Origin of the sequence: Nocardiopsis baichengensis YIM 90130, assembly GCF_000341205.1 — a bacterium.
GTDB classification, from domain to species: Bacteria; Actinomycetota; Actinomycetes; order Streptosporangiales; family Streptosporangiaceae; genus Nocardiopsis_A; species Nocardiopsis_A halophila.
Genome location: NZ_ANAS01000012.1, coordinates 193816 through 220091, shown reverse-complemented (window position 1 = coordinate 220091; position 26276 = coordinate 193816). Strand labels below are relative to the sequence as shown.

25 protein-coding genes and 1 tRNA gene are annotated in these 26276 nt (G+C 68.7%); 25 read left to right on the top strand and 1 reads right to left on the bottom strand.

All coding sequences use genetic code 11. The annotated features are described in order from the left end of the window. Positions 1-7 precede the first annotated feature (7 nt). From C892_RS32580 to C892_RS0111920, 5 genes are all read left to right on the top strand, one after another. Positions 8-2092, top strand: coding sequence for a DUF2510 domain-containing protein (locus tag C892_RS32580; protein WP_026124308.1), 2085 nt, complete (start codon positions 8-10; stop codon positions 2090-2092). A gap of 158 nt (positions 2093-2250) precedes the next feature. Continuing rightward, positions 2251-2895 (top strand): oligoribonuclease, encoded by a 645-nt coding sequence (gene orn / locus C892_RS0111935; RefSeq protein ID WP_040685371.1) that lies wholly within the window; start codon positions 2251-2253, stop codon positions 2893-2895. An 85-nt stretch (positions 2896-2980) separates the two neighbouring features. Further along, positions 2981-3056 (top strand) — tRNA-His (locus C892_RS0111930). Positions 3057-3643: 587 nt separating this feature from the next. Continuing rightward, complete coding sequence (locus C892_RS0111925; RefSeq protein ID WP_017557390.1) at positions 3644-4735, top strand: hypothetical protein; 1092 nt, start codon at positions 3644-3646, stop codon at positions 4733-4735. Positions 4736-4767: 32 nt separating this feature from the next. Further along, positions 4768-5085: an Rdx family protein gene (locus C892_RS0111920; RefSeq protein ID WP_017536874.1), complete on the top strand. Its 318-nt coding sequence runs from the start codon at positions 4768-4770 to the stop codon at positions 5083-5085. A gap of 174 nt (positions 5086-5259) precedes the next feature. Here the strand turns inward: C892_RS0111920 and C892_RS0111915 are convergent, their stop codons facing one another. After that, on the bottom strand, positions 5260-5487 hold the full coding sequence (locus C892_RS0111915; protein ID WP_017536875.1) for a hypothetical protein: 228 nt from the start codon (positions 5485-5487) through the stop codon (positions 5260-5262). Positions 5488-5713: 226 nt separating this feature from the next. Here C892_RS0111915 and C892_RS0111910 point away from each other — a divergent pair, with 226 nt between their 5' ends. The 20 genes from C892_RS0111910 (at position 5714) to C892_RS0111815 (ending at position 25859) form a co-directional block, all read left to right on the top strand. Next, on the top strand, positions 5714-7435 hold the full coding sequence (locus C892_RS0111910) for a hydrogenase maturation protein (RefSeq protein ID WP_017557389.1): 1722 nt from the start codon (positions 5714-5716) through the stop codon (positions 7433-7435). A 181-nt stretch (positions 7436-7616) separates the two neighbouring features. Beyond that, on the top strand, positions 7617-8417 hold the full coding sequence (locus C892_RS0111905; RefSeq protein WP_017557388.1) for a DedA family protein: 801 nt from the start codon (positions 7617-7619) through the stop codon (positions 8415-8417). Between the two features lie 60 nt (positions 8418-8477). Next, positions 8478-9074, top strand: coding sequence for a Uma2 family endonuclease (locus C892_RS0111900; RefSeq protein ID WP_026124306.1), 597 nt, complete (start codon positions 8478-8480; stop codon positions 9072-9074). Positions 9075-9792: 718 nt separating this feature from the next. Further along, positions 9793-10833 carry a hypothetical protein gene (locus C892_RS0111895; RefSeq protein WP_017557385.1) on the top strand — a complete coding sequence of 347 codons (1041 nt, stop codon included), beginning with the start codon at positions 9793-9795 and terminating at the stop codon, positions 10831-10833. 65 nt (positions 10834-10898) lie between these two features. Beyond that, positions 10899-11666, top strand: coding sequence for a Flp pilus assembly protein CpaB (gene cpaB, locus C892_RS0111890; protein ID WP_026124305.1), 768 nt, complete (start codon positions 10899-10901; stop codon positions 11664-11666). A 2-nt stretch (positions 11667-11668) separates the two neighbouring features. Continuing rightward, positions 11669-13339 carry a CpaE/TadZ family protein gene (locus C892_RS0111885; protein ID WP_017557383.1) on the top strand — a complete coding sequence of 557 codons (1671 nt, stop codon included), beginning with the start codon at positions 11669-11671 and terminating at the stop codon, positions 13337-13339. A gap of 57 nt (positions 13340-13396) precedes the next feature. Then, entirely contained in the window at positions 13397-13789 is a 393-nt protein-coding gene (locus C892_RS0111880) for a TadE/TadG family type IV pilus assembly protein (RefSeq protein WP_017557382.1), read from the top strand. 38 nt (positions 13790-13827) lie between these two features. Further along, on the top strand, positions 13828-15159 hold the full coding sequence (locus tag C892_RS0111875) for a TadA family conjugal transfer-associated ATPase (RefSeq protein WP_017557381.1): 1332 nt from the start codon (positions 13828-13830) through the stop codon (positions 15157-15159). Beyond that, positions 15156-16088, top strand: a complete 933-nt coding sequence (locus C892_RS0111870; protein ID WP_017557380.1) for a type II secretion system F family protein — start codon at positions 15156-15158, stop codon at positions 16086-16088. Before C892_RS0111875 ends, C892_RS0111870 begins: the two co-directional genes overlap by 4 nt. 14 nt (positions 16089-16102) lie before the next feature. Further along, the gene (locus tag C892_RS0111865; protein ID WP_017557379.1) at positions 16103-17011 is read left to right on the top strand and encodes a type II secretion system F family protein; all 909 of its coding nucleotides are present in this window, start codon (positions 16103-16105) and stop codon (positions 17009-17011) included. Positions 17012-17028: 17 nt separating this feature from the next. Next, a complete protein-coding gene (locus C892_RS0111860) occupies positions 17029-18276 on the top strand; it encodes a sensor histidine kinase (protein WP_239647363.1) in 1248 nt (415 codons plus the stop codon). 89 nt (positions 18277-18365) lie between these two features. Beyond that, positions 18366-19067: a response regulator gene (locus C892_RS0111855; protein ID WP_017557377.1), complete on the top strand. Its 702-nt coding sequence runs from the start codon at positions 18366-18368 to the stop codon at positions 19065-19067. Between the two features lie 170 nt (positions 19068-19237). Continuing rightward, positions 19238-19531 carry a hypothetical protein gene (locus C892_RS0111850; protein ID WP_239647362.1) on the top strand — a complete coding sequence of 98 codons (294 nt, stop codon included), beginning with the start codon at positions 19238-19240 and terminating at the stop codon, positions 19529-19531. A 112-nt stretch (positions 19532-19643) separates the two neighbouring features. After that, positions 19644-20783 carry a VldE C-terminal domain-containing protein gene (locus C892_RS0111845; protein WP_017557375.1) on the top strand — a complete coding sequence of 380 codons (1140 nt, stop codon included), beginning with the start codon at positions 19644-19646 and terminating at the stop codon, positions 20781-20783. Positions 20784-20877: 94 nt separating this feature from the next. Continuing rightward, positions 20878-21942, top strand: coding sequence for an OmpA family protein (locus C892_RS32195; protein WP_239647361.1), 1065 nt, complete (start codon positions 20878-20880; stop codon positions 21940-21942). A 9-nt stretch (positions 21943-21951) separates the two neighbouring features. Beyond that, positions 21952-22482: a hypothetical protein gene (locus C892_RS0111835; protein ID WP_017557372.1), complete on the top strand. Its 531-nt coding sequence runs from the start codon at positions 21952-21954 to the stop codon at positions 22480-22482. 187 nt (positions 22483-22669) lie between these two features. Further along, on the top strand, positions 22670-23110 hold the full coding sequence (locus tag C892_RS28810) for an aggregation-promoting factor C-terminal-like domain-containing protein (RefSeq protein ID WP_239647360.1): 441 nt from the start codon (positions 22670-22672) through the stop codon (positions 23108-23110). Between the two features lie 389 nt (positions 23111-23499). Next, positions 23500-23859, top strand: a complete 360-nt coding sequence (locus tag C892_RS0111825) for a hypothetical protein (protein WP_017557370.1) — start codon at positions 23500-23502, stop codon at positions 23857-23859. A gap of 42 nt (positions 23860-23901) precedes the next feature. Continuing rightward, on the top strand, positions 23902-25548 hold the full coding sequence (locus C892_RS0111820) for a polymorphic toxin-type HINT domain-containing protein (protein WP_017557369.1): 1647 nt from the start codon (positions 23902-23904) through the stop codon (positions 25546-25548). After that, positions 25548-25859 carry a hypothetical protein gene (locus C892_RS0111815; protein ID WP_017557368.1) on the top strand — a complete coding sequence of 104 codons (312 nt, stop codon included), beginning with the start codon at positions 25548-25550 and terminating at the stop codon, positions 25857-25859. Before C892_RS0111820 ends, C892_RS0111815 begins: the two co-directional genes overlap by 1 nt. The last annotated feature ends 417 nt before the right edge of the window (positions 25860-26276 follow it).

The window sequence follows — 26276 nt, the reverse complement described above, 5'->3', positions numbered from 1 at the left end:
GTCCGCCATGGGTGGATCGATCGAGCCAGGCTGGTACCACGACCCGCACGGCGGTGACGGCCGGCTCCGGTGGTGGAACGGGCAGGAGTGGACCGGGCACGTCCGCAACCTGTCGGATCTGCGGCCGGACGCGTCGGGGGGTGCGGCCGCGGGCTCCGCGGGCGAAGACGACGAACCGACCGCCGACCTCGGCGGGGGCCGGAGCGCGTCTCCGGACGAGACGCTCCCCTCCTCTCAGGGGTCGTCGTTCCCCTCCACGCCCGACGAGGCGACCCTCCCGCGTTCCCAGGGAGCGTCCTTCCCCCCGGCGCCGGACGAGTCGACCATCCCGACCGGCGGCATCGACGCCGGAGGCGCCCCCATCGGGGACGAGCCCTCGACGATGCGGATCCCGCCGTCCTCCGGCTCCGATCACGGCACGCAGTACGGCGGCCCCTCCTCCGCGGCACCTGAGGATCCCTCCTACGGCGACGAGCCCAGCACGATGCGCATCGACCCCGCCGCGGCGGCGTCGTACACCTCCTCCCACGCCACACCGTCCGCACCGGCCCCCGGCCAGGACGACGAAGAACCCACAGCCGACCTCGGCGGCTCGACCATGCGCATCGACCCCGCCGCAGCCGCCTCCTACACCTCCTCCCACGCCACACCAGGACACGATCCGCCCGCGGACTCCACCATGCGGGTCGACCCCTTCGCGAACGCCGCCGAGCGCACGGACGATCTCTCCGAGCACACGGACGGCCCGACCGAGCGCACGGACGACCTCAGCGGCCGGTCGGCGGAGCCCCGGACGGCGGTGTTCCAGCCCGGGCAGGCCGACGAGCCGCGGACCGCCGTATTCAACCCGGACGACCCGGCGCTGGCCGAGTCCGGGGGCACCGGCGACGGCGAGGAGAAGCGCGGCGGCTTCAACCGCTTCTTCGGCGATCTCAAGGAGGGCTTCTCCGAGATCGCCGAAGAGCGCAGACAGCAGCGCGAGGAGGCCCGTAAGAAGGCCGAGGAAGAGGCCCGCCAGAGGCAGGAGGCACAGGCCGCCGAGGCAAAGCGCCAAGCCGAGGAGCAGCAGCGCCTCGCCGAGCAGGCCCAGGAGGCCGGGCGGCAGCAGGGCCCCGAGGGTACGCCCGGCGCCGCCTTCCAGGGGCCGAGCGGTGCCTACCCCGGCGCGGAGGCCCACGGGGCCGAGCAGGGCCGTCCTCCGTCCGGGCCGCAGCAGCCCTACCCCGGGCCGGGAGGCCCCGATCAGGGCTTTCCCCCGTCCGGACCGCATCCGGGCGTCGGCCACCAGCCTCCGCCGTACCCGGGGGCTCCGATGGGACCCGGCCCCGACCAGGGCCGCCCTCCCTCCGGACCTCAACAGCCCTACCCCGGCCCTTCCGGCCCTCAACAGCCCTACCCCGGCCCCTCTGGGCCGCAGCAGCCTTACCCCGGCCCTTCCGGCCCTCAGCCTCCCTATCCCGGCGCCCCCATGGGCGCCCCGGGCCCCGGAGGTCCGGGCGGCCCCGGAGGTCCGGGCGGCCCCGGCGGTCCGGAGCAGCCCCCGTCCCCGTTCCCCGGACCGGGCGGGCCGGGCGGACCGATGGGCGCTCCAGGCGGCCCCGGTGGTCCGGACCAGGGGTTCCCGCCCGGCGGCCCGCCGCCGTACCCGGGGGCTCCGATGGGACCCGGCCCCGACCAGGGCCGTCCCCCGTCCGGGCCGCAGCAGCCCTACCCCGGACCGGGCGGCCCCCAGCCGCCGTACCCGGGCCCGGCAGGGCCTCCGCCCGGCTTCCCCGGCCCCGAGGGACACGGACCGCATCCGGGCCCCGGCGGCCCGATGCCGCCCCCGCACGCCCATGCCCCCGGCCCCATGCCGCAGGAGCCCAACCCCTACGGCGGCGGCCCGTCGCCCTACGGCCCGCCGCAGGGGCCGCCGGGCGGCAACGCCCCCCAGGGGCGCTCCGACAGGCGCAAGAAGGAGAAGAAGGGCGGTTGCGGCTGCTTCGGCTGCGGCACGGTCCTGGTCGTGGTGCTGCTGGTCCTGGTCGTCATCGGCGCCTACCTCCAGTACTCGGGGACGCTCGACGTCGTCTGGCTGCTGTTCGGGGTCTGAGCGGCCGTCGGGCGGAGCGGCCCGCCAGGGATTCGCAGCGCAGGCGCGGGGACCGGTCCGATCGGGACCGGTCCCCGCCCTTCTTCTCCCTCCGGCCCTGCCCCGCCACCGCCTCCGGTGGAAAACCGCACGTCGCAAATGGGCCTAAGCTGTCCGGTATGAATGACTCCCTGGTGTGGATCGACTGCGAGATGACCGGGCTGGACCTGGAGAACGACGCCCTGATCGAGGTGGCGTGCGTCGTGACCGACGGCCAGCTGAACCTGCTGGACGAGGGCCTGGACATCGTCATCAAACCGCCGCAGTCGGCTCTTGAACACATGGGGGACTTCGTCACCAAGATGCACACCGACTCCGGGCTCATCGACGAGCTGGACAACGGTGTGACGCTCCAGGAGGCCGAGGAGCGGGTGCTGGAGTACATCAAGCGCTTCGTGCCCGAGCCGAAGAAGGCTCCGCTGTGCGGCAACTCGATCGCCACGGACCGGCTGTTCATCGCCCGTGACATGCCCCGCATCGACGACTTCCTGCACTACCGCATGGTGGACGTGTCGAGCATCAAGGAGCTGCTGCGGCGCTGGTACCCGAGGGTGTACTTCAACAGCCCGGAGAAGCACGGCGGCCACCGCGCGCTCGCCGACATCACCGAGAGCATCCAGGAGCTCCGCTACTACCGCGCGGCCGCCTTCGTCGCCCCTCCAGGGCCCGACACCTCCACGGTCCGCTCCGTGTCCGCTGATGTCGCCGCCGGCGGGACCGGCCTTCCCCAGGGCGCCGCCACCGGGCAGCGGGGGGACCAGTGACCGAAGCACTCGCCGGAGTCCGCTAGACTCTTCATCAGAGCGCGGGCGACAACCGGTCAAGACCGGCGTAGCCCGCGGAACCATGGTGGGTGTAGCTCAGTTGGCAGAGCACTTGGTTGTGGTCCAAGAAGTCGGGGGTTCAAGTCCCCTCACTCACCCCACGGGAAGGCCCCGGCCGTCGCGACAGACGGCCGGGGCCTTCTGCATGCGGCAGAGGGGCCCGGTCGTTCCCGGCCCGGCGTCTGGAATCGGCGCGCCCGCCTTGTCTCCGTCGGCTCCGCAGAGCCGCTGTCCTGCGGCCGCGGCGGCGCTGTCGGTATCGGCTCCTCGGCGCACCGCGCTCCAGAAGCGGTGTTCCTATTCGGCGGGCAGGCGGGGGCGTCCCGGTCGGGCGGCCATCACAGCACCTCCTGGGCAAGCAGGTGTTGCAACCACCCCTTGAACCCGCGCCATCGACAGTGGCGATTCCACCACTGTCGATGCACGCGGGGTCCGGCCTCCCCGCAGGACGGCCCTGCCGCAGCCGACGCGAATCTCAGTAAGCGAAGGCCGCACGGCGCCCCAGGCGGCGGGGCCGATACCGGAACGACAGCGAGCCGAAAACGATCCGGGGTGTTCCCCGGTCGCCTGCCCTTCTCCCTCCCGCCGCGAGACCGGAAGCGGACCGGGGGTACCACGCCGTGCTCGGTTACCATTCCCCTGAGTGGGCCCCTCCCCGCGAACGTCGACACGCCCCAGGGAGTCGCCGGTGACACTCCCCGCCTCGGCCCTGGACCCGGCCGCGTCCGCCGCGCGGACCTGCACGGTCGCGCTGCTCGCGGACGCGCCCGCCACCGGGCGCATCGAGGACGGGCGGGCCCGGCGCTTCGCGCTCAAGGGGCGCTCGCACTCCGAGCAGTCCGGGCGCTTCATCGACTTCGCCCTCCAAGAGACGCACGCGGGGCGGGCGGTCGTCGCCGTCTATCCCGCCTGGCGGGCCGAAGCGGCACAGCGCGCGCTGCTGCACGCTCGCGCACGGACCCTGACCGACGAGATCACCGGTGTCGCACTCGGCCTCTCCCCGCTCGCACTGTCGGTTCTGGCCGACCGCCTGGCCGCGCTCGCAACGGTCCACTCTCCAGGCGCCGTCGCCTCCGCCGCCAAGGAGCTGCCCCGGCACATGCTCTCCGGGGCCTGTCTGCACAGTGTGGCCGGGCTGAGCGCCCTGCCGACGTCCGTCGCCCTGCACGCGGCCTCCTACCTTCCCCGCAGCACCTTCATCGCCTTGTGCTGCCCGCACCCCGCGGTGTTCCGGCTCCCGCACGGCGAGGTCGGGGAGTCCCTGCCCTCGCTCCCCTCGTCCGCCGACGCCCCCTTGGAGATCGTGGCCTCGTCGGGCGTCCACGGGGTCTCCTCCTTCGACGACGACCTCCTGCCCGCCCTGCGGACCGCCACGGCGCACGTCGGCCCTTTCCAGCCGCTGGGGGCGGAGTTCTGGGGGACGTCCCGGTACACCGAGTTCGCGGCGTTCGAGACCGGCCCCCGGGCGTCCGCCCGCGCCCTGGGCGCGCTCCGCACGGTCCTGTGCCGCTGGTGCGGACAGCAGGTGGACGGCGCGACCTGTCCGTTCTGCCGCTCCCGTCTTCCCCTGCGCCCGCCGACGGCGCAGATCCCTGCGCCCCGCTGCCCCGACCACCGGCCGGAGCCGCCCGCCCCAGCGCCCTCGCCGCGGTCCTCACCGCCCGTCCCGGCTCCGCGCCGGTCGCCCGCGTGGCCGCACCCGCCGGCGGGGCTTCCGCTGGCCCCCAACGGGACGCGTCCGCCCCACCCCATCACCGCGCCGGGGGACCCCCGGGAGTGACCGGCCCGGTGACCGGCCGCCATACTGGTGCCGTGGCCGAACGAGAGAACGCCGGAACGGGCGCGGCCTCCGCGCGTCCCCGGCTGGAGATCGAATACTGCACCCAGTGCCGCTGGCTGCCCCGTGCGTCCTGGATGGCCCAGGAGCTGCTGACGACCTTCGAGGCCGACCTGGGCGAGGTGGCGCTCGTCCCCGGCAGCGGCGGGGTGTTCGAGGTGCGCCTGGACGGCGAGGCGATCTGGTCGCGCAAGAGCGACGCCGCCTTCACCGACGCCGCCGACCTGAAGAAGGCCGTCCGCGACCGGGTGGCCCCCGGCCGCCCCCTGGGCCACTCCGACCGCACCGGCTGAGGCCTCCGGCGCCGAGAGCCGCGGACGGGTCATCGGGGCGCGCGTCGTCCGGGCGATCGCGTCGGTACCCGCGTTCGCCGTCACCGGTCCCGGCTTCCTGTCGCCGGGCGTGTGCCGTTCCCTCGGGTCCATCGGGCCCCTCAAGCGCGCGCTCCGCGCACCGGCCTGAAGCGCTCAGGCCCGGTGGACGTCCTCCAGCCACGGCTGGAGCCCCCGGTCCTGGAGGTACCACAGCAGGTTCTGCGCGGACGCGGCGTCAACGTCCCCGCCGTCCTCCCAGACCGCCTCGCATTCCTCGCACATGCGGAAGCGGGAGCCGTCGAGCGGCATCGGCACCCGGTAGTCCTCCACGAAGCCGAACGTGCAGAGGGGACAGCGCAGCATCGGCTCGTCGTCGGTCATGGCCCCACCCTTTCCCCGACCGCCGCGCTGCGCAAGCGCGCGGTACCACAGGCCCCGCCCTCCCCCAGTGGCCGAACCCGCACGGACTGTGATGGCATGGGCACCTCGGAACTTCCGCAACAATGGTCGCGGTCCGGAAATGTGTGCCCAGATGACGCATTTCGTGACCTTCGCCCCTAGTGAGCCGGCGCCCCTCCCCAGTTCCCCGCCCCTGAAGGGAGCCCCCGTGCGAGTCCTCCTGCTGTGCTCGGCCTTCAACGGCCTCAGCCAGCGCACTTGGATCGAGCTGCGACGCGCAGGACACGACGTGTCCGTCGAGCTCGCCATCGACGAGGAGACCATGGTCGAGGCCGTGGAGCTGGCCCGGCCGGAGCTCATCATCTGTCCGTTCCTCAAGGACCGCGTCCCTGAACGGATCTGGAAGAACCACCGAACGGTCATCGTGCACCCCGGCCCGCCAGGCGACCGGGGGCCCTCCTCCCTCGACTGGGCCATCACCGAAGGCGCACCCGAGTGGGGGGTGACCGCCCTCCAGGCCGTCGAGGAGATGGACGCCGGCCCGATCTGGGGATGGCGCACCTTCCCCCTCCCTGAGCAGCCGCCGAAGAAGAGCTCGGTGTACAACGGACCGGTCACCGAGGCGGCCGTGGCACTGGTGCACGAGGTCGTCGCCAAGGCCGCCGACCCGTACTTCCTTCCCGAGCCGCTGGACTACGAGCGGCCCGAGGTCACCGGTCGGCTGCGGCCCACCATGCGCCAGGACGACCGGGCCTTCCACTGGAGCGACCCCACCTCCCGCATCCTGCGCAAGGTGCGCGCCGCCGACGGGGCGCCGGGCGTGCGCACCACCCTGTGCGGCGCCGAGGTGCGAGTGTTCGACGCCGAGGAGGGGCCCCGGGTCTCCGCCGAGCCCGGCACGGTGGCCGCGCGCAGCGACGGCCGGGTGCTGGTGGCCACCGGCGACGGCGGCCTGTGGGTGGGCCACCTCAAGGTCGGAGCGCCCGGCGAGCCGGGCGCGATCAAGCTGCCGGCGGCCACCGCCCTCGGTTCCCTGATCGAGGGCGTGCCCAACGCCGACCCGAGCGTGCTTCCGGCCGACCTCGGATACGGCGATGGGGAGATCGTCTACCGCCGCAGCGGCACGGTGGGCGTGCTGACGTTCGACTTCTACAACGGCGCCATGTCCACCGAGCAGTGCGTGCGCCTGACGGCGGGGCTGCGCCACGCCGTCCGCCAGGACACCCGGGTGCTGCTCCTGCGCGGCGGAGAGGTCTTCTCCAACGGGATCCACCTCAACGCCATCGAGGCGGCCGAGGACCCCGAGGGCGAGGCCTGGCGCAACATCCAGGCCATCGACGACGTGTGCAGGGAGATCATCACCTGCTCCTCCCAGCTGACCGTCGCCTCCGTGGGCGGAGGGGCCGGGGCCGGCGGGGTGATGCTCGCCCTGGGCGCCGACCGGGTCCTGGTGCGCCAGGGGGCCGTGCTCAACCCGCACTACGCCACGATGGGGCTGTTCGGCTCGGAGTACTGGACCTATGTGCTGCCGCGCCGGGTGGGCGACGCTGCAGCGGCGGCGCTCACCGGAGAGTGCCTGCCCATCGGCGCCGAACAGGCGGTGGAGCTGGGCATGGCCGACGAGGCCCTGGGCGGGTCCCGCCCGGAGTACGAGGAGGCGGCGCTGGCGTACGCGCGGCGCCTGGCCGACCGGGGCAACTTCGAGCGCGTGCTCCAGGCCAAGAACGACCTGCGCCACGCGGACGAGCGCCGCCGCCCGCTGGAGACCTACCGGGTGGCCGAGCTGGCGGAGATGAGCCGCGACATCTTCGACGACCGCAACGGCTTCCGGGAGGCCCGACGGTCCTTCGTCCACAAGCACAAGGCCGACGCCACCCCGGCCAACCTGGCGGACCACCGCGCCCCGACCATGCGCGACGTGATGGTCTGACCCTCCCGTCTCCGGGCCCCGGCCTGCAGGGGGCCGGGGCCCGTCCTCCTCACGGTCGTCCGCGGCGGCGACCATGGCAGAGGACATGACAGATGTCAGACCGCAGGGCTCATTCCTGTCACCCTGCACCGATGACCGGAACGACTACCCAGTGGGCCCGCCACACGGAACGATGTGGACCATGACGAACTCGCCTGCTCCGAACGGCCCTCACGAGGCCGCGGACGGGGCTTCGGGCCCGCCCCCGGACACAGCCGCCGGCACCGGCGCCACCGGCCCGGCTCCGGCCGACCTTCCGGACCCGGACGACCGCCCGTACCTCCCCTGGCGCGGCAAGGCGACACGGACGGACAAGGCGCTGGCCGCCACGCTCCTCGGGATCACGGTCCTCCTCCTGCTCCTCTGGCCGCTGCGGCCGTTCATGATCGCGTCGGCCCCGGTGGCACTCGCCTTCGTCACCGGAAGCAAGGCGGCGACGGGCGCGGTCGCCGCGTTCGCCGCGGTGGGGGAGTATCCGCTGTGGCTCGCCCTGCTGGCGGGAACGGTCGGCATGGCCAAGTTCGACTGGCTGTTCTGGTGGACCGGCCGCCAGTGGGGCCAGGGCATCGTGAACATGTTCGCCCAAGGGGAGAGGGCCAGGCGGTTCGCCGCCAAGGCCCACAACTTCAACCCGTGGATCCTCAGGGCCGCGGTCCTCCTGGCCGTACTGCCCGGGGTCCCCACCGCGCTGGTCTTCGCCATGGCCGGCTGGACCGGAATGCGCCTCGGAACGTTCCTCCTTTTCAACCTCCTCGGCACGGCATCCATGGCTGGCGTGGTCGTGGCAGCGGGATACGCCGCAGGCGAGCAGGGGGTAGAGCTGATCACCACGATCGACAGCTATGCGCTCTGGATCAGCCTGGCCATCATCGTCGCAATGGCCTACCTGGGCGCCCGAAAGGCGAACCACGGCACGAAGACGACGCAGCCCCCCGCAGAATGACCCGCGGCCGTGTTCCCCGACCCCATCCACCGGCCCCTGAGTAGGACCTAAGATGAACGCATAGACCGTCTGCCGGAATGGGCCACGTCGCCGGAGTCCCTCCTTCTCACCGAGGAACAGTACGAGGCGCTCCCAGATCAGGTCCGTAAGCTGATCGAGGTCATCGACGGCCACGTCATCTTCTGCCAGAGCGGCACGCCTGAACACAGCGAGGTCGCCCGACGCCTGGCCAACGCATCCGAGTCGGCCAAGCCCGCGGCTCCGTGCCGCAGGGTCTCCACCGACATCGACGTCTATTTCGTCAGGCGGACGCGGCGCGACGGGAAACTGTCCTTTCGCCGCCCTGACGTCTCGATCTATCACTGCATCGAACGAGGCTCCAAAGTGACGACCGCCGGAACCGAGCTGGTGGTCGAGGTCATGTCCCCGGGATCCGGTTCGACCGATACCGTGGACAAGCTCGCGGAGTACGCGAACGAAGGCATATCGGTGTACCTCGTCGTGTTCCTCGGCGACGACCTTCTGGTGAGCGCGATTTGCGAGTACCGCCTGGACTGGGCGAGCAGGACCTATCTCCTGGCGGAGACGCACGAAGGCGCACTCGAACTCGAGCACCCGTTCGCGAAGAGCGTCCCCTTCCGCGACCTCGACGGGTGAACACACGTGCGGCGCTCCTAGGGAGCTCTTCTTGGATCACCCCCTAGAGCAACGGTCGGCGCCCGCGCGTTGAGCCGTCGGGGCGCCCCGGAGGGGCGCCGGACGCTCTGCCAGACTGGAGGAGGCGAAGAGGAACACGGGCGTGTAGGGAACCGGCCTCCGCGTCGCCGGCGGGGTCCGCTCAGCCGCACATGCGGGCCGTGGCCGGCGGGGGAGGCCCCGTTCGCAGGCCCCGAAGGAATACCTCCTGCGCACCGCCTTCTTGGCCGGAACCGGCCAAGGGCTCCCCCTCCCCTCACGGCCGCGGGGCAGGCAGTGTTCACCTGCGATTCCGCCCGAGGACGGAACCCGTCCCCCATCGCCGGCGTCTCAGCCCTTGCGAGGGGGCCTCTGCTGCTCAGAGGCACCGCGTCCGAGCGGCCGCACCGCCCCCGGCCAGAACCCGAGGGACCGACGGGAGGAATCGACGGCAGGACCGGCCGTACACAGCGCACCACGGCGCACACGCGTGGTCAGACGCGCGCAGTAAGCTATCCCACCACGGAATCCTCCCAAACAGCGCGACCACGACGACTCGCCGCACGTCCCCATCCCCCTTGATCATTGGGAGTTCGCTGAAGTGACCACCCGTTCCTCCAGAAGCGTCAGCGCTGTCGCCCTCCTCGGTGACTACCCGAGCACTGGCCTCCTCGGGGCACACCAGGCCGAGCGCTTCCCCATGACCGGTGAGGACAAAGGCGAGCAGGCGGACGCGTTCATCGAGTTCGCGCGGGCCAATCTGGAGCAGGGGCGCAAGGTCACCGCGCTGTACGCCAAGTGGAACGCCGAGCGCGCCGAGCGTGTCATCGCCTTCGCCCGAGGCGCGCTGCTCACCGACGAGATCGGGCAGATCCCGCTCGACATCTCCCCGCTCGCCCTGTCCCTGGTCTCCGACCAGCTCTCCTACATGTCCCCTTACCTGCCGGCCGGGGTGACCGCCTCCCTCGCCCACGAGCTGTGCCGACACGTGCTCGCGGGCGCCTGGCTCAAGCGGGTGAACAACCTGGCGACGATTCCGATCACGTTCAAGCAGCACATCGGCTCCTACCTGCCCCGCACCACATTTCTGGCGTTCAACGCACCGGTGAAGCGCGTCGGCCGGGTCAAGAAGCGCGATCCCCGCCCCAACCTGCCCAACCGGCCCCTGGACCCGGTCCAGGTCCTGGTATGCCGCCCCGACGACTACAGCCTTGACGAGTTCAACGAACAGCTCACCCCCGCGCTCAAGGCGGTCTCCCTGAACGCGCTTCCCGAGCAGCCGCTCGGGCCCAAGTACTGGGGGGTCCGCAAGTACATCGAATTCATCGTCTTCAGCGCCCACCCCCAGGCCCTCACGAGCACCCCCCGGGCCATCCGCCCCTCCACCTGCGTCTGGTGCCGGGAGCTGGTGGACGGCCTCATGTGCCCCTACTGCGGCAGTATCAACCAGCCCCCGGTCGGCCGACCGCCCACACGCGGCGCGGACGTCCCCGCCCCTCCGACCAAGAGCACCGGGGAGCACATCCGCCCCGCGTGGGTCGGAGCACAGCGCCAAGGCGGCCCGACCGGACCCCAGCAGCCCCATCCCGGAGGCGCGGCACCGCAGCCGCACTCCGGTCGACCCGTGCCTCCCGACGGAGGCCACCCCAGCGGCCCCCAGCCCCGGGCGGCACAGGAGCACCGTCCTCCCGACAACGCGGCCTACCCGCGCACGTCCCCGGCCGGGCCGTCGAGCGCCTGAGCGCGGCACCGACCCGCCCGCACGAATCCGAGTCCCTGCCCCCTCCTCCCTAGGAACAGAAGCGTATGAACCCCCGCCAGCGACGCGGCCTCCTGCTTATGATCGTCGCCGGTATCGGCGCCGTCGCGGTCTTCCTGACCGTGGTCTCCTATGTGAACGGCATCAACCGGGATCTGGGCACCTACCGCACCACCCTGCGCCTGACCCAGGACATCTCCCCCTACCAGCCGATCACCGAGGACATGGTCGAGGAGCACCAGGTCCCCGCACGGTTCTTCGATGAGGAGACCTTCATCTCCAACCTGGACCAGGTGCTGGACCAGCCTGGGCGCACCCCCGTCTCCTCCACGTACATCGCGGAGGGATCGCTTCTCCAGACCAGCATGGTCATCCCCGCCCCGCAGCTGGAGGCGGGCGAGCGGGAGATCGCCATCATGGTCAACGCGGAGACCGGCGTCGCGGGCAAGGTCAGCCGCCAGTCCCGGGTCGACATCTACGCCACGTTCCCGGCGGACGGGGAGGGCGACAGCTGTGCCACGCGCGTCCTCACCGACGTCGAGGTCCTGGAGGTCGGCCAGGTCGGCCAGAGCACCGATGAGTCGGGCATGACATCGGCGACGGTCCCGGTCACCTTCCGCCTCAACCCGCAGGACACCTTGCAGCTCACCTACGCCGAGGCCTTCTCCGCCTCACTCCGGCTCGGCCTCATCAGCCCCGAAGGCTCCGGCGACCCGGGGAACATCCAGTTCTGCAGCAGCGACCAGCAGGACCTCGAGGCCGAGGGCCAGAACAACGCCGAGGAGCAGCAGGACGGCCAAGAGGAGCCGAACTAGTCATGAGCCACAAGATCATGATCGGCGTCCCCAGCCCCGAGCTGGAGACGTCGCTGACGGTCCGCTTCGACGAACTCGGCGACTGCGAGATCGTCAGCGTCCACCGCTCCTACGCCGAAGTGAGCGAGACGCTGCGCTCCATCCCGGACCTCGACGTGCTCATCGTGCACGAGGACCTGGGGCCGCTGCCGGCGGTGGAGCTGATCCGCGACGTCGCACGCAACCACCCCCAGCTGGCCATCCTCCTGATGGTCGACGAGTCCGCCCCCGAGGTCTTCACACGGGCGATGGAGGCGGGCGCACGCGGCGTCCTGGTGCAGGACTGCACCATCGGTGAGCTCGACGCCCGGGTCAGCCAGGCCGCGGAGTGGTCGCAGACCCTGCGCCGGCACTTCGAGGAGGCCAACGCCAATGTGCCCACTTCCGGGCGCAGGGGCTCCATCATCACGCTCACCGGCGCCAAGGGCGGCATCGGCACCACGACGCTGGCCATCCAGCTGGCGCGTGCCGCGGCCCAGGCCGGCCGCTCGATCTGCCTGGTCGACCTGGACCTGCAGAAGGGCGACATCCCGGGCTACCTCGACCTGAGCCACCGGCGGAGCATCGTCGACCTCGTCCAGGCGGCCGACAGCATCAGCGGATCGATGCTCGGCGAGACCCTCTACGTGCACCCCGAAGGGATGCACATCCTGCTCGCGCCCCGCGACGGCGAGCGCGGCGAAGAGGTCACCGAGATCGCGGCCCGGCAGATCCTCGCCAGCCTGAGCTCGCGCTATGAGCTGGTGATCGCCGACTGCGGCTCCTACATGACCGACGCCACCGCGATGGCCTGCGAGCTGGCGCACACCTGTCTGGTGACCACCACCCCGGACCTGCCGGCGCTGCGCGCCGGGCAGCGGCTGATCTCCATGTGGGAACGGCTGCAGGTGCGCGACAAGAAGAACGTCAAGGCGCTGCTGCTGCGGCACAGCCGCCAGAACGAGATCCAGCCCGACTTCGCGCGCAAGCTCATCGGCGTCGACCTCGTCCCCACCCCGATCCCGTCGATGTTCCGCAGCCTGGAGGAGGCCTCGAACACCGGCGACCCCCGCCGGATCACCGACCAGAACCTCCTCAAGGCCTACAGCAAGGTCGCCGGCGAGCTGAACATCCTGGACACGCCCCCCGAACCGGACCTGATGCCGGCGGACGGGGGCTCCGACAAGGACAAGCTCCCCGAGGTCCCTCGCAAGAAGGGCCTCTTCGGCAAGGGCAAAGAAGAGAAGGCCGCCAAGCCCAAGAAGGAGAAGAAGGAGCGGAAGAAGAAGCAGAAGGCGGGCGACAAGGGAGCCCAGTTCGTCGAATTCGCCGCTGTGACGCCGCTCCTCCTCCTGTCCGCACTGCTGGTCTGGCAGGTGGTCCTGTACGGCATCACCAGCATGTACGCCGGCCACGCAGCGAACGAGGCCGCCCGGCAGGCCGCCGTCACCCCCGACGACCTCGGCAAGATCACCGGCGAGGCCGCCAAGCGGGTACGAGCGCCGTGGGACGGCTCCGACACCTTCCACGTCGAGATCGACCACCGCTCGGACGGGTCGTACGCACGGGCGGTGCTCGCCATGCCGGTCGTGCTTCCGAGCGCCTCCTCCCCCTGGGAGGTCTCCGGCGAGTCCCGCATCGTCTACGAACGGTGATCGCACTCTGGGGCACCGCCCCACAGCCCCGATGAAGACCCCGAGAAAGGCACGGTCATGGAGCTCTTCCGGTCGAGACCCGCTCTCCACGCCGGTCCCCGCCGCAGGAGGGGCGACCGCGGTTCCCAGTTCATCGAGTTCGCGGGGATCTTCCCGCTGCTGTTGATCATCGTGGTCATCGCCATGGAACTCTTCGCGTCGTTCCTGGCCATGGAGCGCTTGAACAACGCCGCGCGGACCGGGGCCCGCATCGCGGCGGAGCAGGGCGTCCAGGCCGGCACCGACGCCGCGCGCGAATCGCTTCCCGGATGGCTCTCCCATGCGGAGGTCACCTCGGGCTACCAGGACGGTGCCCGGTACGTGGAGGCGACGGCGTCCCCGCCGTTCATGTTCCCCGCGGCCGAGCTCGGGTTCGAGCTCTCACGCCGCGTCGACATGCCCACTCTCTGATCCGACCGCCAGAACCAGCACCACGGAGTAGCCGCCGCATGGCCCTGCGCAACCGCCTCGATGAGACCTCGAACCCCACGCGGGGTCTGGACGACCGCAATAGTGTGACGCACTGGCGCCAGCGACTGCTGACCGAGGTCAACCTGGAGGACCTCGCCAAGCTCAGCATGCAGCAGCGGCGCATCCGGCTGGAGAAGGTCGTGGGCCATCTCCTCTCCCGGGAGGGCCCGGTCCTCTCCGACCGCGAGCGGAGTGCCCTCATCCGTCGCGTCGTCGACGAGGCCCTCGGGCTCGGTGTCCTCGAGCCGCTCCTCGCCGACGACAGCGTCACCGAGATCATGGTCAACGGCCCGGACACCATCTACGTCGAGCGCGCGGGGAAGGTCGAGCGCATCAACACCACCTTCGCCAGCGAAGCCCAGCTGATGCAGACGATCGACCGCATCGTCTCCCAGGTCAACCGCCGCGTCGACGAATCCAGCCCCATGGTCGATGCGCGCCTGCCCTCAGGGGAGCGCGTGAACGTGATCATCCCGCCGCTCTCGCTGACCGGCGCCACGATCACGATCCGCCGCTTCCCCCGCCCCTTCACCATCCAGCAGCTCGCCGCCCGAGGAAGCCTGGACGAGCACACGGGGGCGCTCTTGGCAGCCCTGGTGCGCGCACATTTCAACGTGATCATCGCCGGCGGTACAGGCAGCGGGAAGACCACCTTCCTCAACGCCCTGTCCGCCTTCGCTCCCAACAGCGAACGCATCATCACCATCGAGGACTCCGCCGAGCTCCAGCTCCAGCAGGAGCATGTGATCCGGCTCGAGTCGCGCCCTCCCAACATGGAGGGGGCGGGCCAGGTCACCATCCGCGACCTGGTCCGCAACTCGCTCCGTATGCGCCCTGACCGGATCATCATCGGTGAGGTCCGCGGCGCCGAGACCCTCGACATGCTGCAGGCCATGAACACCGGCCACGACGGTTCCCTGGCCACCGTGCACGCCAACTCGGCGGACGACGCCGTCTACCGCCTGCTCACCCTGGCCTCGATGAGCGAAGTGAAGATCCCCTTCGAGGCCATCCAGGACCAGATCAACGCGGCCGTGGACGTCATCGTCCATCTGGCGCGCTATGCGGACGGCTCCCGCCGGGTCGGAGAGATCGGCGTGGTCACCTCCAGCCGCCGGGAGCAGTTCCAGCTGTCCCCGGTCCTCCGCTTCGACCCGCAGCCTCTGGACGCCCACGGCAAGGTCAACGGCCACTTCCACCGGTTCCCCCTGCCCGACCACATCGTCCAGCGCATCGTCAACGCCGGTGAGGTGGTCCCCGCAGTGTTCACCGAGCCCGCACACACCGTCCCCATTGGAGCAGTGAAGTGAGTCTCGATGTACTGGCCCTTCTCCTGGCCGCACTGACCCTGGCCATCGGCGTCTGGGGCTTTCGCGAGTGGGGCGTCGGCACCATCGAGCGCAGGGAGCTGGCCTCGCGCGGCACGCTCGAGGAGCAGCTGGACCGCCGTCGCCGCTCACCGCTGGCCCGCCTGGACGCCCTGCTGCGCACCGCGGAGTTCGGTTCGAAGCTGGAACGGCGCCTGCGCACCGCGGGCCTGGAGATGAAACTGTCCACCTTCGTCCTCGCCGTCGCCGGCGCCTCGGTGGTCGCGGTCGTGTTCCTCTGGCAGGCCCTCGCTCCGATCTTCGGGATCGTGGCGATCTTCGGCGTGGTCGCCGGGATCTTCGGCTACCTGAAGCGCCAGGAGGAGCGGCGCAAAGAGGCCTTCACCGCCCAGCTCCCCGAGCTGGCCCGGGTGCTCTCCAACGCCACTCAGGCGGGGCTCGCCCTTCCCACGGCCATCGACATGGCCGCGGAGGAGCTCGACGATCCGGCAGGGGCGGAGCTGCGCTACACCGCGCGCTCCATCCAGCTGGGACAGCCCTTCGAGGAGGCCATCACCGATCTGCGCGACCGAATGCCGTCCCGGGAGATCGGCGTCCTGATCAGCACGCTCCTCGTCTCCTCCCGCTCCGGTGGCGCCCTGGTGAGCTCTCTGCGCAACATCTCGCAGACCTTGGAGAGCCGGAAGGAGACCCGGCGGGAGATCAAGACGATCCTGGGCGAATCGACGTCGACCGCCTACGCCATGCTCGGCATGGGCGTGGGTTCGTACTTCCTGATCAACACCCTGATGCCCGGGGCGATCTCGAACATGGCCGAGAGCACGGCCGGCCTCGTGATCATCCTGGTCACGATGGCCCTGTTCACCATCGGCTTCATCGCCGTCCTGCGCATGACCAAGCTCGACTTCTAGTCCCGGAGCCCCCGATGTCGCTCTCCCTCCCCCTGATCCTGCTGATCGCCCTCGCCGCGGCCCTATGCGTGTGCGTGTTCGTCTGGGGGGTGCACCTACTGACGGCCAAGGCGCAGGTCGCGGCCGATCTCACCTCTGGCGCCCCGAAGAAGCCGACGGACGATGACGTCTTCATCCTCCACAAGATCACCCAGCGGATCGGAGCGCCGCTCCTACCCGCCATCAAGTCCCGGCTGAATGACAAGCAGCTGGATCGGCTGCACCAGCGAATCGAGAGCGCCGGCCGCCCGGAAGGCCTGAACGTCGACCGCTACATCTCCCGCAAGGCGGGGGAGGTGATCCTGTACGGCGGAGTGGCGGTGGCCCTGCTGATCCGCGGTTCCACCCTGTTCGCGCTGCTCGTGCTGGCCTTCACCTTCATGACCGAGATGCGGATCATCGCCGACCGCGCGCAGCGCCAGGAACAGATCCAGAAACAGCTCCCCGACTTCCTCGACGTGCTCGCCGTGACCGTCGGCTCGGGGCTCTCGTTCCGCCAGGCGCTCGCGCGCGTGTGCGAGTCGATGCCCGGCCTTCTCGCCGACGAGTTCCAGAACGCCCTGCGTCAGATGGATCTGGGGACGAGCCGCCGCGAGGCCTTCAAAGAACTGCGCAAGCGGAACAACAACGAGTCACTGGGCCGCTTTGTGACAGCCCTTCAGCAGGCAGAGGAGCTGGGCGCCCCGCTCGCCGAGGCGCTGATGACCATCAGCGGCGACGTCCGCCGCGATGACGCCCAGTTCCTGCGGCGCAAGGCGCAGAAGGTCGCACCCCGCGTCACCGGTGTCACCGCGGCGACGATGCTGCCCGGCCTCATCCTCGTGATCGGCGGCGGCATGTTCCTCGGCCTGGACGCCGACTTCAGCATGTTCGGCGGCGGGTGAGGCCCATGATCGGAGTCGTGCCCGCGACGCTCCCGCGCCTGGCCGCGCTGGTCAGGTTACTGCTCCAGCTGCGGATGCTGCTGTGCGCCATGGCGCTCCTCCTGATCCCGGCCGACCGCATCACCAACGGCACTCTGGTGCTCGTCGTGGCGGTCGCCCTGCTGTCCGGGCTCGCTGCGCGGAATTGGGAGCGGTTCGTCCCCTACCTTCGTTCTCATCCGATCCTGTCCGTCCTGGACATTCTCGGCACCGGCGCGATCCTGGTCCTGGACGGCCCCTCGGGGCCGGCGTTCCTCACCACGCTCATCTCCTCCGCTGTGGCCGGAATCCTCTTCGAGTGGCGCCACGCCGCGCTCGTGGCCCTCTTCCAGGTGTTCAGCTACGCATGTGCCCTCCTGGGCTATGCGGCCGTCTCCGGACCGGACGCCAGCATCGAGGTCCTCACCTATCAGGCACTGATCGTGCACCCCGCTCTCTACGCCATCACCGCGTACCTGGGCGTGTTCCTCCGCAGAGTGCTCACCGAACTCGCGAGCGAGCAGGTCGCCCGACGCAGCGCCGAACGGGCGGCCGCAGCCGCGGAGGAACGGGAGCGCCTCGCCCGGGACATGCACGATTCGGTCGCCAAGACCCTTCGCGGCACAGCGATGGCGGCCCAGGCCCTGCCGTTGTGGCTGAAGAAGGACCCCGAGCGCGCCGAGGCCGTGGCCAAACAGATCGTCGCCGCCTCTGACGCGGCGGCTGCGCAGGCCAGGGAGCTGATCAGTGACCTGCGCGACCATGAGGACGACGCCGACATCCCCTTCGCTCAAGCGCTCGGCGGGATCGTCGGCGAATGGTCGAAGGAGAGCGGGATCGAGGCGCACGTCTCGGGTGAGCCCGCCTCCGCGACGGAACCTCGGCACGAGGCGCGCCAGGAGGCCCTGGCGATCCTCAAGGAGGCCTTGACCAATGTGGAGCGCCACTCCGGCGCCGCTGCGGTCGACGTGACCGTCGAAACCTCTCAAGGGGACGGGACCCCTGCCACGTACAGCGTCGTCGTCACGGACGACGGCCTGGGGTTCCAGACGCCCCCGGAGGAGCTGCTCCGTGCCGAACGCACGGGCAACGGGCACTACGGCCTGCTGGGCATGGTCGAGCGTGCCGAGCGTGTCGGCGGCTCCCTGGTGTTCGAGTCCCCCGAGGAGGGCGGCACCACGGTGAGGCTGGTCGTCCCGGCTTCGACCGTCCACGATCGCTCCCCCGCACCGCAGGCGTCCGCGTGACCGCGGCCTCGTCTCCGTCCCCACCGGAACCCGCGCTCTCCCTGACGCATCTCAGTTGGCGTATACCGACATGACCAGCAGGAGTCCCCGTGACCTCCACTTCCCCCATCAGCCCGGTCTCTTCCCCGGAGACCATCTCCGTCCTCGCCGTGGACGACAACGTCATCGTCCGGACGGGCCTGGTCTCCCTGCTGGAGGCCGCCGACGGCATCACCGTCGTCGCGGAGGCCTCTAATGGAGCAGAGGCGCTGGAACGCGCCCGCGAACACCGTCCCGACATCGTTCTCCTGGACGTCCGGATGCCGGTACGGGACGGCGTCAGCACGGTCGAAGACCTCGCCGAGACGGCCAAGGTCATCATGCTGACCCACACCGAGGACGCGGACATCATCCGCACCGCCCTTCGCAAGGGGGCCGCCGGCTACCTCGTCCACGGGCATTTCAGCGCCGATGAACTGGAACGCGCGCTCACCGAGGTCGCCCATGGCACGGGCACCCCTCTGTCGCCCGTCGCGGCGACGGCGGCGCTCCAGGCCGTCCGGTCCGATCCGGGGGATACTCCGGCCCGGGCATCGCACACGGATCTCGGATTGACGGAACGCGAGGCCGAAGTACTCGAAGCCATCTCGCGCGGACTGAACAACAGGGTCATCTCCCAGGAACTCTTCCTCACCGAGAAGACCGTCAAGAACCACATCAACCGCATCTTCCGAAAACTCGGTGTGACGACGCGTGCAGAGGCGATCGCCAGGTGGAACGGGGTCGGTCCGAACACCGGGGCCCCGCGCTGAGCCCCGTAGCGGTGGGCCCACAGACCCCCTCCGGCGCTGGGCCCGCACCGCCGAGAAGTTGGGCCCGCAGGCCCTAGGCTCCCGATGGCCCCACCCCGTAACTTTATGAACGTCGCAAGGGCAAAGGCCCCGCCGGAGAAAACGGCGGAACAAGAAGGGGAAGCAGAATGATGAGCCTCCGCACTAAGCTCGACGAGATCCGCGCCAAGCGCGAGGAGAAGAAGGACGACAAGGGTGCCGGTTTCGTCGAGTACGGAGCCATCATCCTTCTGGTCGCCGGCATCGTCGCCGCGATCTGGACCCTGGACGTTCCCGACACCATCGCCACGATGATCGACGACGCCGTCGGCAGCGTCGAGTCCGAGGCCGACCAGGAGCCCGGTGGTGGTGGCGGTGAAGGCGACGAGGGCGACGAGGGCGATGAAGGCGACGAGGGTGACGACGGCGACGACGGCGAGGGCTAAACACGCCGAGTCCACACTCTCCGCCTCCCAGAACGCCGGATAGACGACAAGGAAGCTGAGACAGGGGTGGGGCTCCGGCCCCACCCCTCCCCCGACATATGAATGCTTCGCGATGAGACTCATTCAGACGTCGCGTTTCGCCGACGAGAGAGGTCAGGCCAGCCTGTACCTCCTCGTCGGCTTAGCGCTTTCCCTGACCGCCCTTGCCGTCCTCTTCATCCGGCTCGGAGAGGCCAACAACATGCGCTCCTCGGCCCAGTCCGCCGCGGACGCCGCAGCTCTTGCAGCAGCCGGCGACATCCAGCATCGGGTCGCCGAGGAGATCGCAGGCGGAAACCTCCCCTGGGGGGTCGGCTGGCAAGCGAGCAGCGGCAAGAGCGAAGCCAAGGAGTACGCAGAGAAGAACAACGCAGACCTGACCGATATCCGAGCCAGTGACGATGACCAAGGGCGGCTCGGCAATTTCGTGCGCGTCGAGGTCAGAGGCGACGCTTGCCAACGCGAATTGCAAGACGACGGCAGCGTCCACTGGAACTTCCGGGAATGCCCCGACAAGGAGGAGATCGAGGAGGCCGAGGAACGGGGCGAGACGATTCCGGTGACGACCGGGAACGCCGCAGCGATCGCTCGCGTCGAGATACCCGAGTGCCAGCTCGTCCCCATCCTCGACTTCTGGGGGGTGCAGATCGGTAACTACGTGGCCTGCCGTGCCGCCGGCAGTGGCGGCGCGTATCAGCGCATCTGGACCTACGGCCAGGCCAAGGATCTGACGGATGTCGAACTCGTCGACCGCGAAGGCCGGTGGATCTACTCGGAGCTCACCGGCGGCCCCGGAAGCGGCCGCTACCCCTGCGACGCCGTCGGCGGGCAGAACATCACACGCCAGATGTGCGAGACCCACGAAGCGATCATGGGCGAGTGGGGGGCGGTCTTCGAACGCTACGGTGTCGGCTGCTACCGCTCCCAGGAAGACGGCGGTGAGCACCCACGCGGCAGGGCCTGCGACTACATGGTCTCCGCCAACGGCAATCTCCCCAGCAGCGACCTCAAGAAGGGGTCGGACGCGGCAGCCCAGTGGATGATCGACAACCACAAGGAACTCGACATCCTGTACATCATGTGGGACCACCACATCTGGAACCCCAGCCGCGACCCGGTCGGCGACTGGGACAAGGTCAAGCGCTGGGTCCCGGAACGCGGTGGAAACACCGTGAACCACATGGACCACATCCACGTGTCGGTCGCGAGTTAGCCCTGCCCGCCCTCTCCACCTCCCTCTATCCCCTACGGTCCCCATCCGCTAGCCTCTAGCTGGTCTCATAGCCTTGCGCAAGAAGGGCAACACCATGCGCCTGAGCAGCACCGGCGATCATCGCTGGCACAAGCTCCATCACGTACTGCCCTTAGCGGCAGCCGCGCTGATCACGACATCATGCGTATCCGGTGGAGGCGAAGGAGGGACCAGGGACGGCGGAGGCGGAGAAGGCGGAGGCAGTGGCTCATCATCGCCGAATCCCGAAGGCGGGCCGCTGGCTTCATCGATAGCCTCCTCGACGACCCTCGGCAGCGATCTACAACTCGACGTTGATTCGCTTGAGCGCCACGGAGAAGACGTTGCACTCCTCAAAATGACACTGGTCAATAATGGCGAGGAGGACGTCAAGGGGACCGACATCCTTCGCTACCCGTCGCGCATGGACGGCGCTCCCTATTCGGCGAGCGGAGTCTCCTTGATCGACACAAAAAACTACCAGCGCTATCGCCCACTAATGAGAGAAGGCGAGACGAACTGCCTCTGCAATAGATGGCAGGACGATCATCGTCGGATCGAAGCGGGCGACAGCCTTGATTTCTGGGTCGCCTTCCCCGCTCCGCCAGAGGACGTCACCGAGCTGACGGTCAACACCACAGTGACACCCGACATGCCGGCCGTCCCGATCAGCGAGGCCGAAGAGGTCGACCAGGACATCGTCGACACCCCCGTCGACGATCCGCTCATTCTCGACCTGAGGTCCTTGCAGGATGATCTCGACGGAGACTCTTCCCGGGAGGAGTCCGGCGAGGAGACCTCCATCATGCTCTCGTCCGATGTCCTGTTCGAGGTGGACGAATCGAAGCTGACCTCGGATGCCGATGCGGCACTGAAGGAGGTGGCGGAGGAGATCGACGCCAGCGGCGCCGAAACGGTCAGGATCGATGGATATACGGATGATACTGGCGACGATTCCATCAATGATCCTCTCTCCGAGGACCGGGCGGAGGAGGTGCGAGACCGCCTCGAAGAGTACACGGAGCGCAGCGGCCTGAAGTTCGAGACAGCGGGACACGGGTCGAGCGACCCGGTCGCGAACAACGACACCGAGGAAGGCCGCCAGAAGAACCGCCGCGTCACCGTCACTTTCGAGAAGTAGGTACCGACCATGAAGAAGCAGTGGAAGAAGACTTCGGTCGCGGCCGCGACGGTTCTGGCAGCGTGCACTCTGGTCCCGACGTCCTCGTATGCGGACGAGGCCGAGCAGGACGGACTCCCCGTCATCGCAACGGCAGAGGCCTCGGACACCAGTGATTACGAGGGCTCGAAGATCGAGGTCAACCAGGCACAGCGCTCCGGTGATTCCGAGTACGTGACCATCACCTGGACGATGACGATCACCGGCGACGCCGTCTTCGAAGCCCAGCACAACTCGAACAACCTGTACAGGTACAACGACCGGAGCGTCTCCTCGGTGACCGTCACAGACGCTGACTCAGACGTTCGCTACCATCCCCTGCAGGATTCCGACGGCTTCTGCCTGTGCACCGGAAATTTCTACCCGTCCAACTCCATCGAGGACGTCGAGGAGGGACAGCCTGCGACTTTCTGGAACTCTTACATGCTTCCAAAGGAAACGAAGAAGGTGTCACTGAGTGTTCCTGGCTTCGCCCCCGCCAAGGACGTACCCATCGAGTAGCCCCCTCCGAGAGCGGTAAACCATCATGACGCGGCACGTCGTTCGTCTTCTCCAGCGAAGAACCAAGGATGACCACGGCGCTGTCCAGTTCTTGGAAGTCGGTGTGCTCGGCCTGCTCGCAGCGACCATCATCACCGCCGTCGTCCAGACGGATCCCAGTGGCCGATTCAATGACTTGGTCCGCGAAATGGTGTGTCTCGTCGAGGGGCCCGAGTGCGACGGCAAGACCTGGACCGAGGTCGACCGGCCGAAGAAGCCTGAAGAGTACTCCTTCGGCACCCCGACGGGGGGACGTCCCGGCGACAACGGCGCCAACAAGGAGATCGGCCAGAAGCTCGCAGCCGAGCGCGGCTTCACCGGTCGCCAGTGGGAGTGCCTTGAGACGCTGTGGAGCCATGAGAGCAACTGGAACCACAAGGCCGTGAACCCGAGCAGCGGTGCCGCGGGGATTCCTCAGCTCCTGCCCAGCGTGCACAACGTCCCTCCGGGCTTCATGGACAGTCCGGAGATCCAGATCGAGTGGGGCCTCGACTACATCGAGGGCCGCTACAACACCCCCTGTGAGGCATGGGCGTTCTGGCAGAACCCCACGAACAGCCCCTCCGGGGCCAGCACCAACTGGTACTGACGGCGCCGTCGTGGCGTATACGGCGTGAGGCCGGGGAATCTCCCCGGCCCCACGTGTTTCATGAGCTCCCTCTGCCCGCTATTGCCGGGCCGTTCAGCAGACGTCGCGAAGGGCGAGTTCGACCGACCGCGAGCACTGGTCGCCCTCGCGGCGCAGGCGTGTTCAGCTGGTGTCCCCCATGGTTCGCTCCTGCACACGACCGGAAGCGGTCATCAGTTTTCCCACTGGTCAGAGGGGCATCGGGAGCCCCTTGGGTCCGACTTGGGTCCCTGGGCCCAAGCCTCCACGGTGAACCTTCCGTAGCGTCGTCGGGACTGTTAGCGACAGCCCTTGGGGCCACTGTTGCCCTGACGCAGCCCCCGATACCCATTCGCCAGGAGCCTTCACTCGTGCGCCGCCCTCTCCCCAGATCCCTCAAGGTCGCCCGCATCCTGCTGTTCATCCAGGCCGCAGCCGTCGCGCTGCAGATCACCGGCGGACTGCTCATCAGCCACGTGAGTCCTGAAACCCTCGCGGTTCTCGCCTGGGTCGCGGTGCCCGGGGCCATCGCCCTCACCCTGGCTCTCCGCTTGCCCCAGGGGCGCCGCCCCCTGCTGGTCACATCGGTGGTCTTCATGTCGCTCCTCCTGCTGGCGGCGCTGGGCCGGATCGGTGCCGGCGAACCACAAGGGCTGATCAACCTCCTGTTCCCCACCGCGGTACTGGTCCTCATGCTCCGCAAGTCGTCGCGAGAGTTCCTGTCCTCCTGACCGGCTGCCCCCTCAGATTCCCTCCCCACCACAGGTGCCTTGGTGCTACGTCGAATCCATGATCCTGAGCGCGGTGCGAACGCCGTCGAGTACGCCGCCGTCATCCTCCTCGTCGCCGCCATTCTCAGCGTGCTCATGGACCTGCGCACGGCCGATCGCATCGCGTCCCTGCTGCAGGACTCCGTGGACAGTGTCTCCGGCGCCCAGACCGACGCGAGCGAGGACGGCGACCCGCCGCCGCTCGCCCAAGACGACGATGCCGGCGGAACGGACACGCCTGCAGGGACCGGCGACTCCCCTACTGCTCCCTCGGCCTCTCCCGGCGCCGACGCCGGCGCCGAGACGGACAACGCGCTGTGGGAAGGCAGATCTCCTGTCTACGGATATGTCGTCGACGACGCCCCTCCCGACGACGGGCTGTACCTGGCCCCAGGCGATGAACTCACGCCCGAGCCCATGGGGGAGATCAATCCCGATGATCCCGCGGTCGAGCGCTTCTTCGACGCCCTGGTCACCGCCGTCACCGGGGACATGGCCGGCGCCATCGAGGGGCTCTGGGCACTGGTCACCGATGCCCCGGAGGCCATCCCCAACCTCGTCCAGGCGATCATCGATGACCCGTGGGGACTCTTGGTCAGCCAAGAGCTGCGGGACGCCTTCTCAGAAGACGACTGGGCAGCAGTCCTCGGCTATGGCCTGTGGGAGTTCGGCACACTGCTCGTCGCAGGGGCCGGAATCGCCCTCAAAATGCTCCGGGTCCTCAGCAAGGCCCCGGACGGCGGCAAACTCCCCGGAACCCCGGACTCCTCACAGGGCAAGGGAGGAGACTCCGACCAGGACGGTGAAAGCAAGGGCGAAAGCGACAAGGACAAGGACGGAGACCCCTGCGCCTCCAACAGCTTCGTCCCGGGCACCCCTGTGCTGCTCGCCGACGGCACCACCGCCCCCATCGAGGACGTCTCGGTCGGCGACGAGGTGTGGGCCTTCGACCCCCTGACCGGCGAAGAGGGGCCCCGACCGGTCACCGCGACCATCGTCGACGAGGGAGAGAAGACGCTCGTCGACATCACCGTCAAGAACGAGGACGGCACACTCTCCACGGTCACCGCCACCGACGAGCACCCCTTCTGGGCACCTGCCCGCGCCGAATGGGTCGACGCCATCGGTCTGGAGGAAGGATCCTGGTTGCGCACGTCGTCGGGGAGCTGGACCCAGGTCAGCAGTACCCGAGTACGGACTCTCGACGGCCAACAGGTTCATAACCTCACCGTCGATGACCTGAACACCTACTATGTGCCGTCAGGAACAGGATCTCTCCTGGCACACAACTCCGGGTGCCCGCCGACTCACACCACCGATCACTTGGGAAATAAGGTCAAGCTCCCTCAGGTGAACACGAAGATCAGCAAACAGAAACAGGACCGACACATCCTTGGCGAACAAGGCTACAATGGGGGCGGATATTTCACTTCCCACTCCGATGCTCAGGCCGTACTGGACGCGTACCACAACGGGAGCGCCAAAGTCATCGGCATGACACAGCGCGGCCACATCAAGATCAAGGTGGATTCGGTCACCGGATACGACAATAATGTTCGCCAGAACCGCAGAGATGCCCCGACGCACGTTTTCATGATCAAGGGAACAAAGAGCCCCAGCGTAGTTCCAATGAACCCAAGGGGGGGATAGTGGACCAGGAGGACCTCGATTGGGAAAACGGCCTTGTTCTCGACCTTGTACAGGCGCAACTAGGCCTCATTTCTTCAAATATCGTCGCAATCGCAATTCGCGCCGACAAAGAACAGGGCAGGATTGAACTACTGTTCTGGGCCCACGAGGAGAACGAGGAGCTCGCGGAGGATATTGAAGATATTATTTTCGAACTCGAGGTTCTGCGGGATGGGATCAACCCCGCAATTGAGAGCGAAGTCAACATCGGCCGTCCGGATCCCGCCGAACTGAGATCCTATGGCCGAATGGTCTACCGGTCCAAAGACTGAGCCACTTGTGCACGGTCGACACCTAAGCACTCTCGCGCACACCCCTATCGGAGATTCGACCTCGCCCAGCAGACGGAGCGCAGGCAGAGTTTCGACGACCCCGAGTATTGGGTGCTCTATCGACACAGAACAGCACAAACAACCTTATGAACTCCAATGAATCCCCGCGCTCGTTATCAGAAAAAGAGAAGAGCTTCCTAGACACACTGCTTTCCGTCGACTCAGACTGGACTGACCCCTTTCGCAGGAAGGCCTACCCCTGCCCTGATCGACGCCGAGATCACAGACCATGGAGCACAGATTGGGGAAATCATCCTCTGGACGACTCATGGACACCTCAGCGCCATTGAGTACGCGTGGTACACGGACGAAGCCCCCAGTGAACTTCCACACCCTTGTCAGATTCGGCTGACTACT

Coding starts and splice junctions, on each gene's coding strand:
- C892_RS32580 (WP_026124308.1), top strand. CDS start 8: ATGGGTGGATCGATCGAGCCAGGCTGGTACCACGACCCGCACGGCGGT.
- orn (WP_040685371.1), top strand. CDS start 2,251: ATGAATGACTCCCTGGTGTGGATCGACTGCGAGATGACCGGGCTGGAC.
- C892_RS0111915 (WP_017536875.1), bottom strand. CDS start 5,487: ATGACCGACGACGAGCCGATGCTGCGCTGTCCCCTCTGCACGTTCGGC.
- C892_RS0111905 (WP_017557388.1), top strand. CDS start 7,617: ATGACGAACTCGCCTGCTCCGAACGGCCCTCACGAGGCCGCGGACGGG.
- C892_RS0111895 (WP_017557385.1), top strand. CDS start 9,793: ATGACCGGTGAGGACAAAGGCGAGCAGGCGGACGCGTTCATCGAGTTC.
- cpaB (WP_026124305.1), top strand. CDS start 10,899: ATGAACCCCCGCCAGCGACGCGGCCTCCTGCTTATGATCGTCGCCGGT.
- C892_RS0111885 (WP_017557383.1), top strand. CDS start 11,669: ATGAGCCACAAGATCATGATCGGCGTCCCCAGCCCCGAGCTGGAGACG.
- C892_RS0111880 (WP_017557382.1), top strand. CDS start 13,397: ATGGAGCTCTTCCGGTCGAGACCCGCTCTCCACGCCGGTCCCCGCCGC.
- C892_RS0111875 (WP_017557381.1), top strand. CDS start 13,828: ATGGCCCTGCGCAACCGCCTCGATGAGACCTCGAACCCCACGCGGGGT.
- C892_RS0111865 (WP_017557379.1), top strand. CDS start 16,103: ATGTCGCTCTCCCTCCCCCTGATCCTGCTGATCGCCCTCGCCGCGGCC.
- C892_RS0111850 (WP_239647362.1), top strand. CDS start 19,238: ATGAGCCTCCGCACTAAGCTCGACGAGATCCGCGCCAAGCGCGAGGAG.
- C892_RS0111845 (WP_017557375.1), top strand. CDS start 19,644: ATGAGACTCATTCAGACGTCGCGTTTCGCCGACGAGAGAGGTCAGGCC.
- C892_RS32195 (WP_239647361.1), top strand. CDS start 20,878: ATGCGCCTGAGCAGCACCGGCGATCATCGCTGGCACAAGCTCCATCAC.
- C892_RS0111835 (WP_017557372.1), top strand. CDS start 21,952: ATGAAGAAGCAGTGGAAGAAGACTTCGGTCGCGGCCGCGACGGTTCTG.
- C892_RS28810 (WP_239647360.1), top strand. CDS start 22,670: ATGGTGTGTCTCGTCGAGGGGCCCGAGTGCGACGGCAAGACCTGGACC.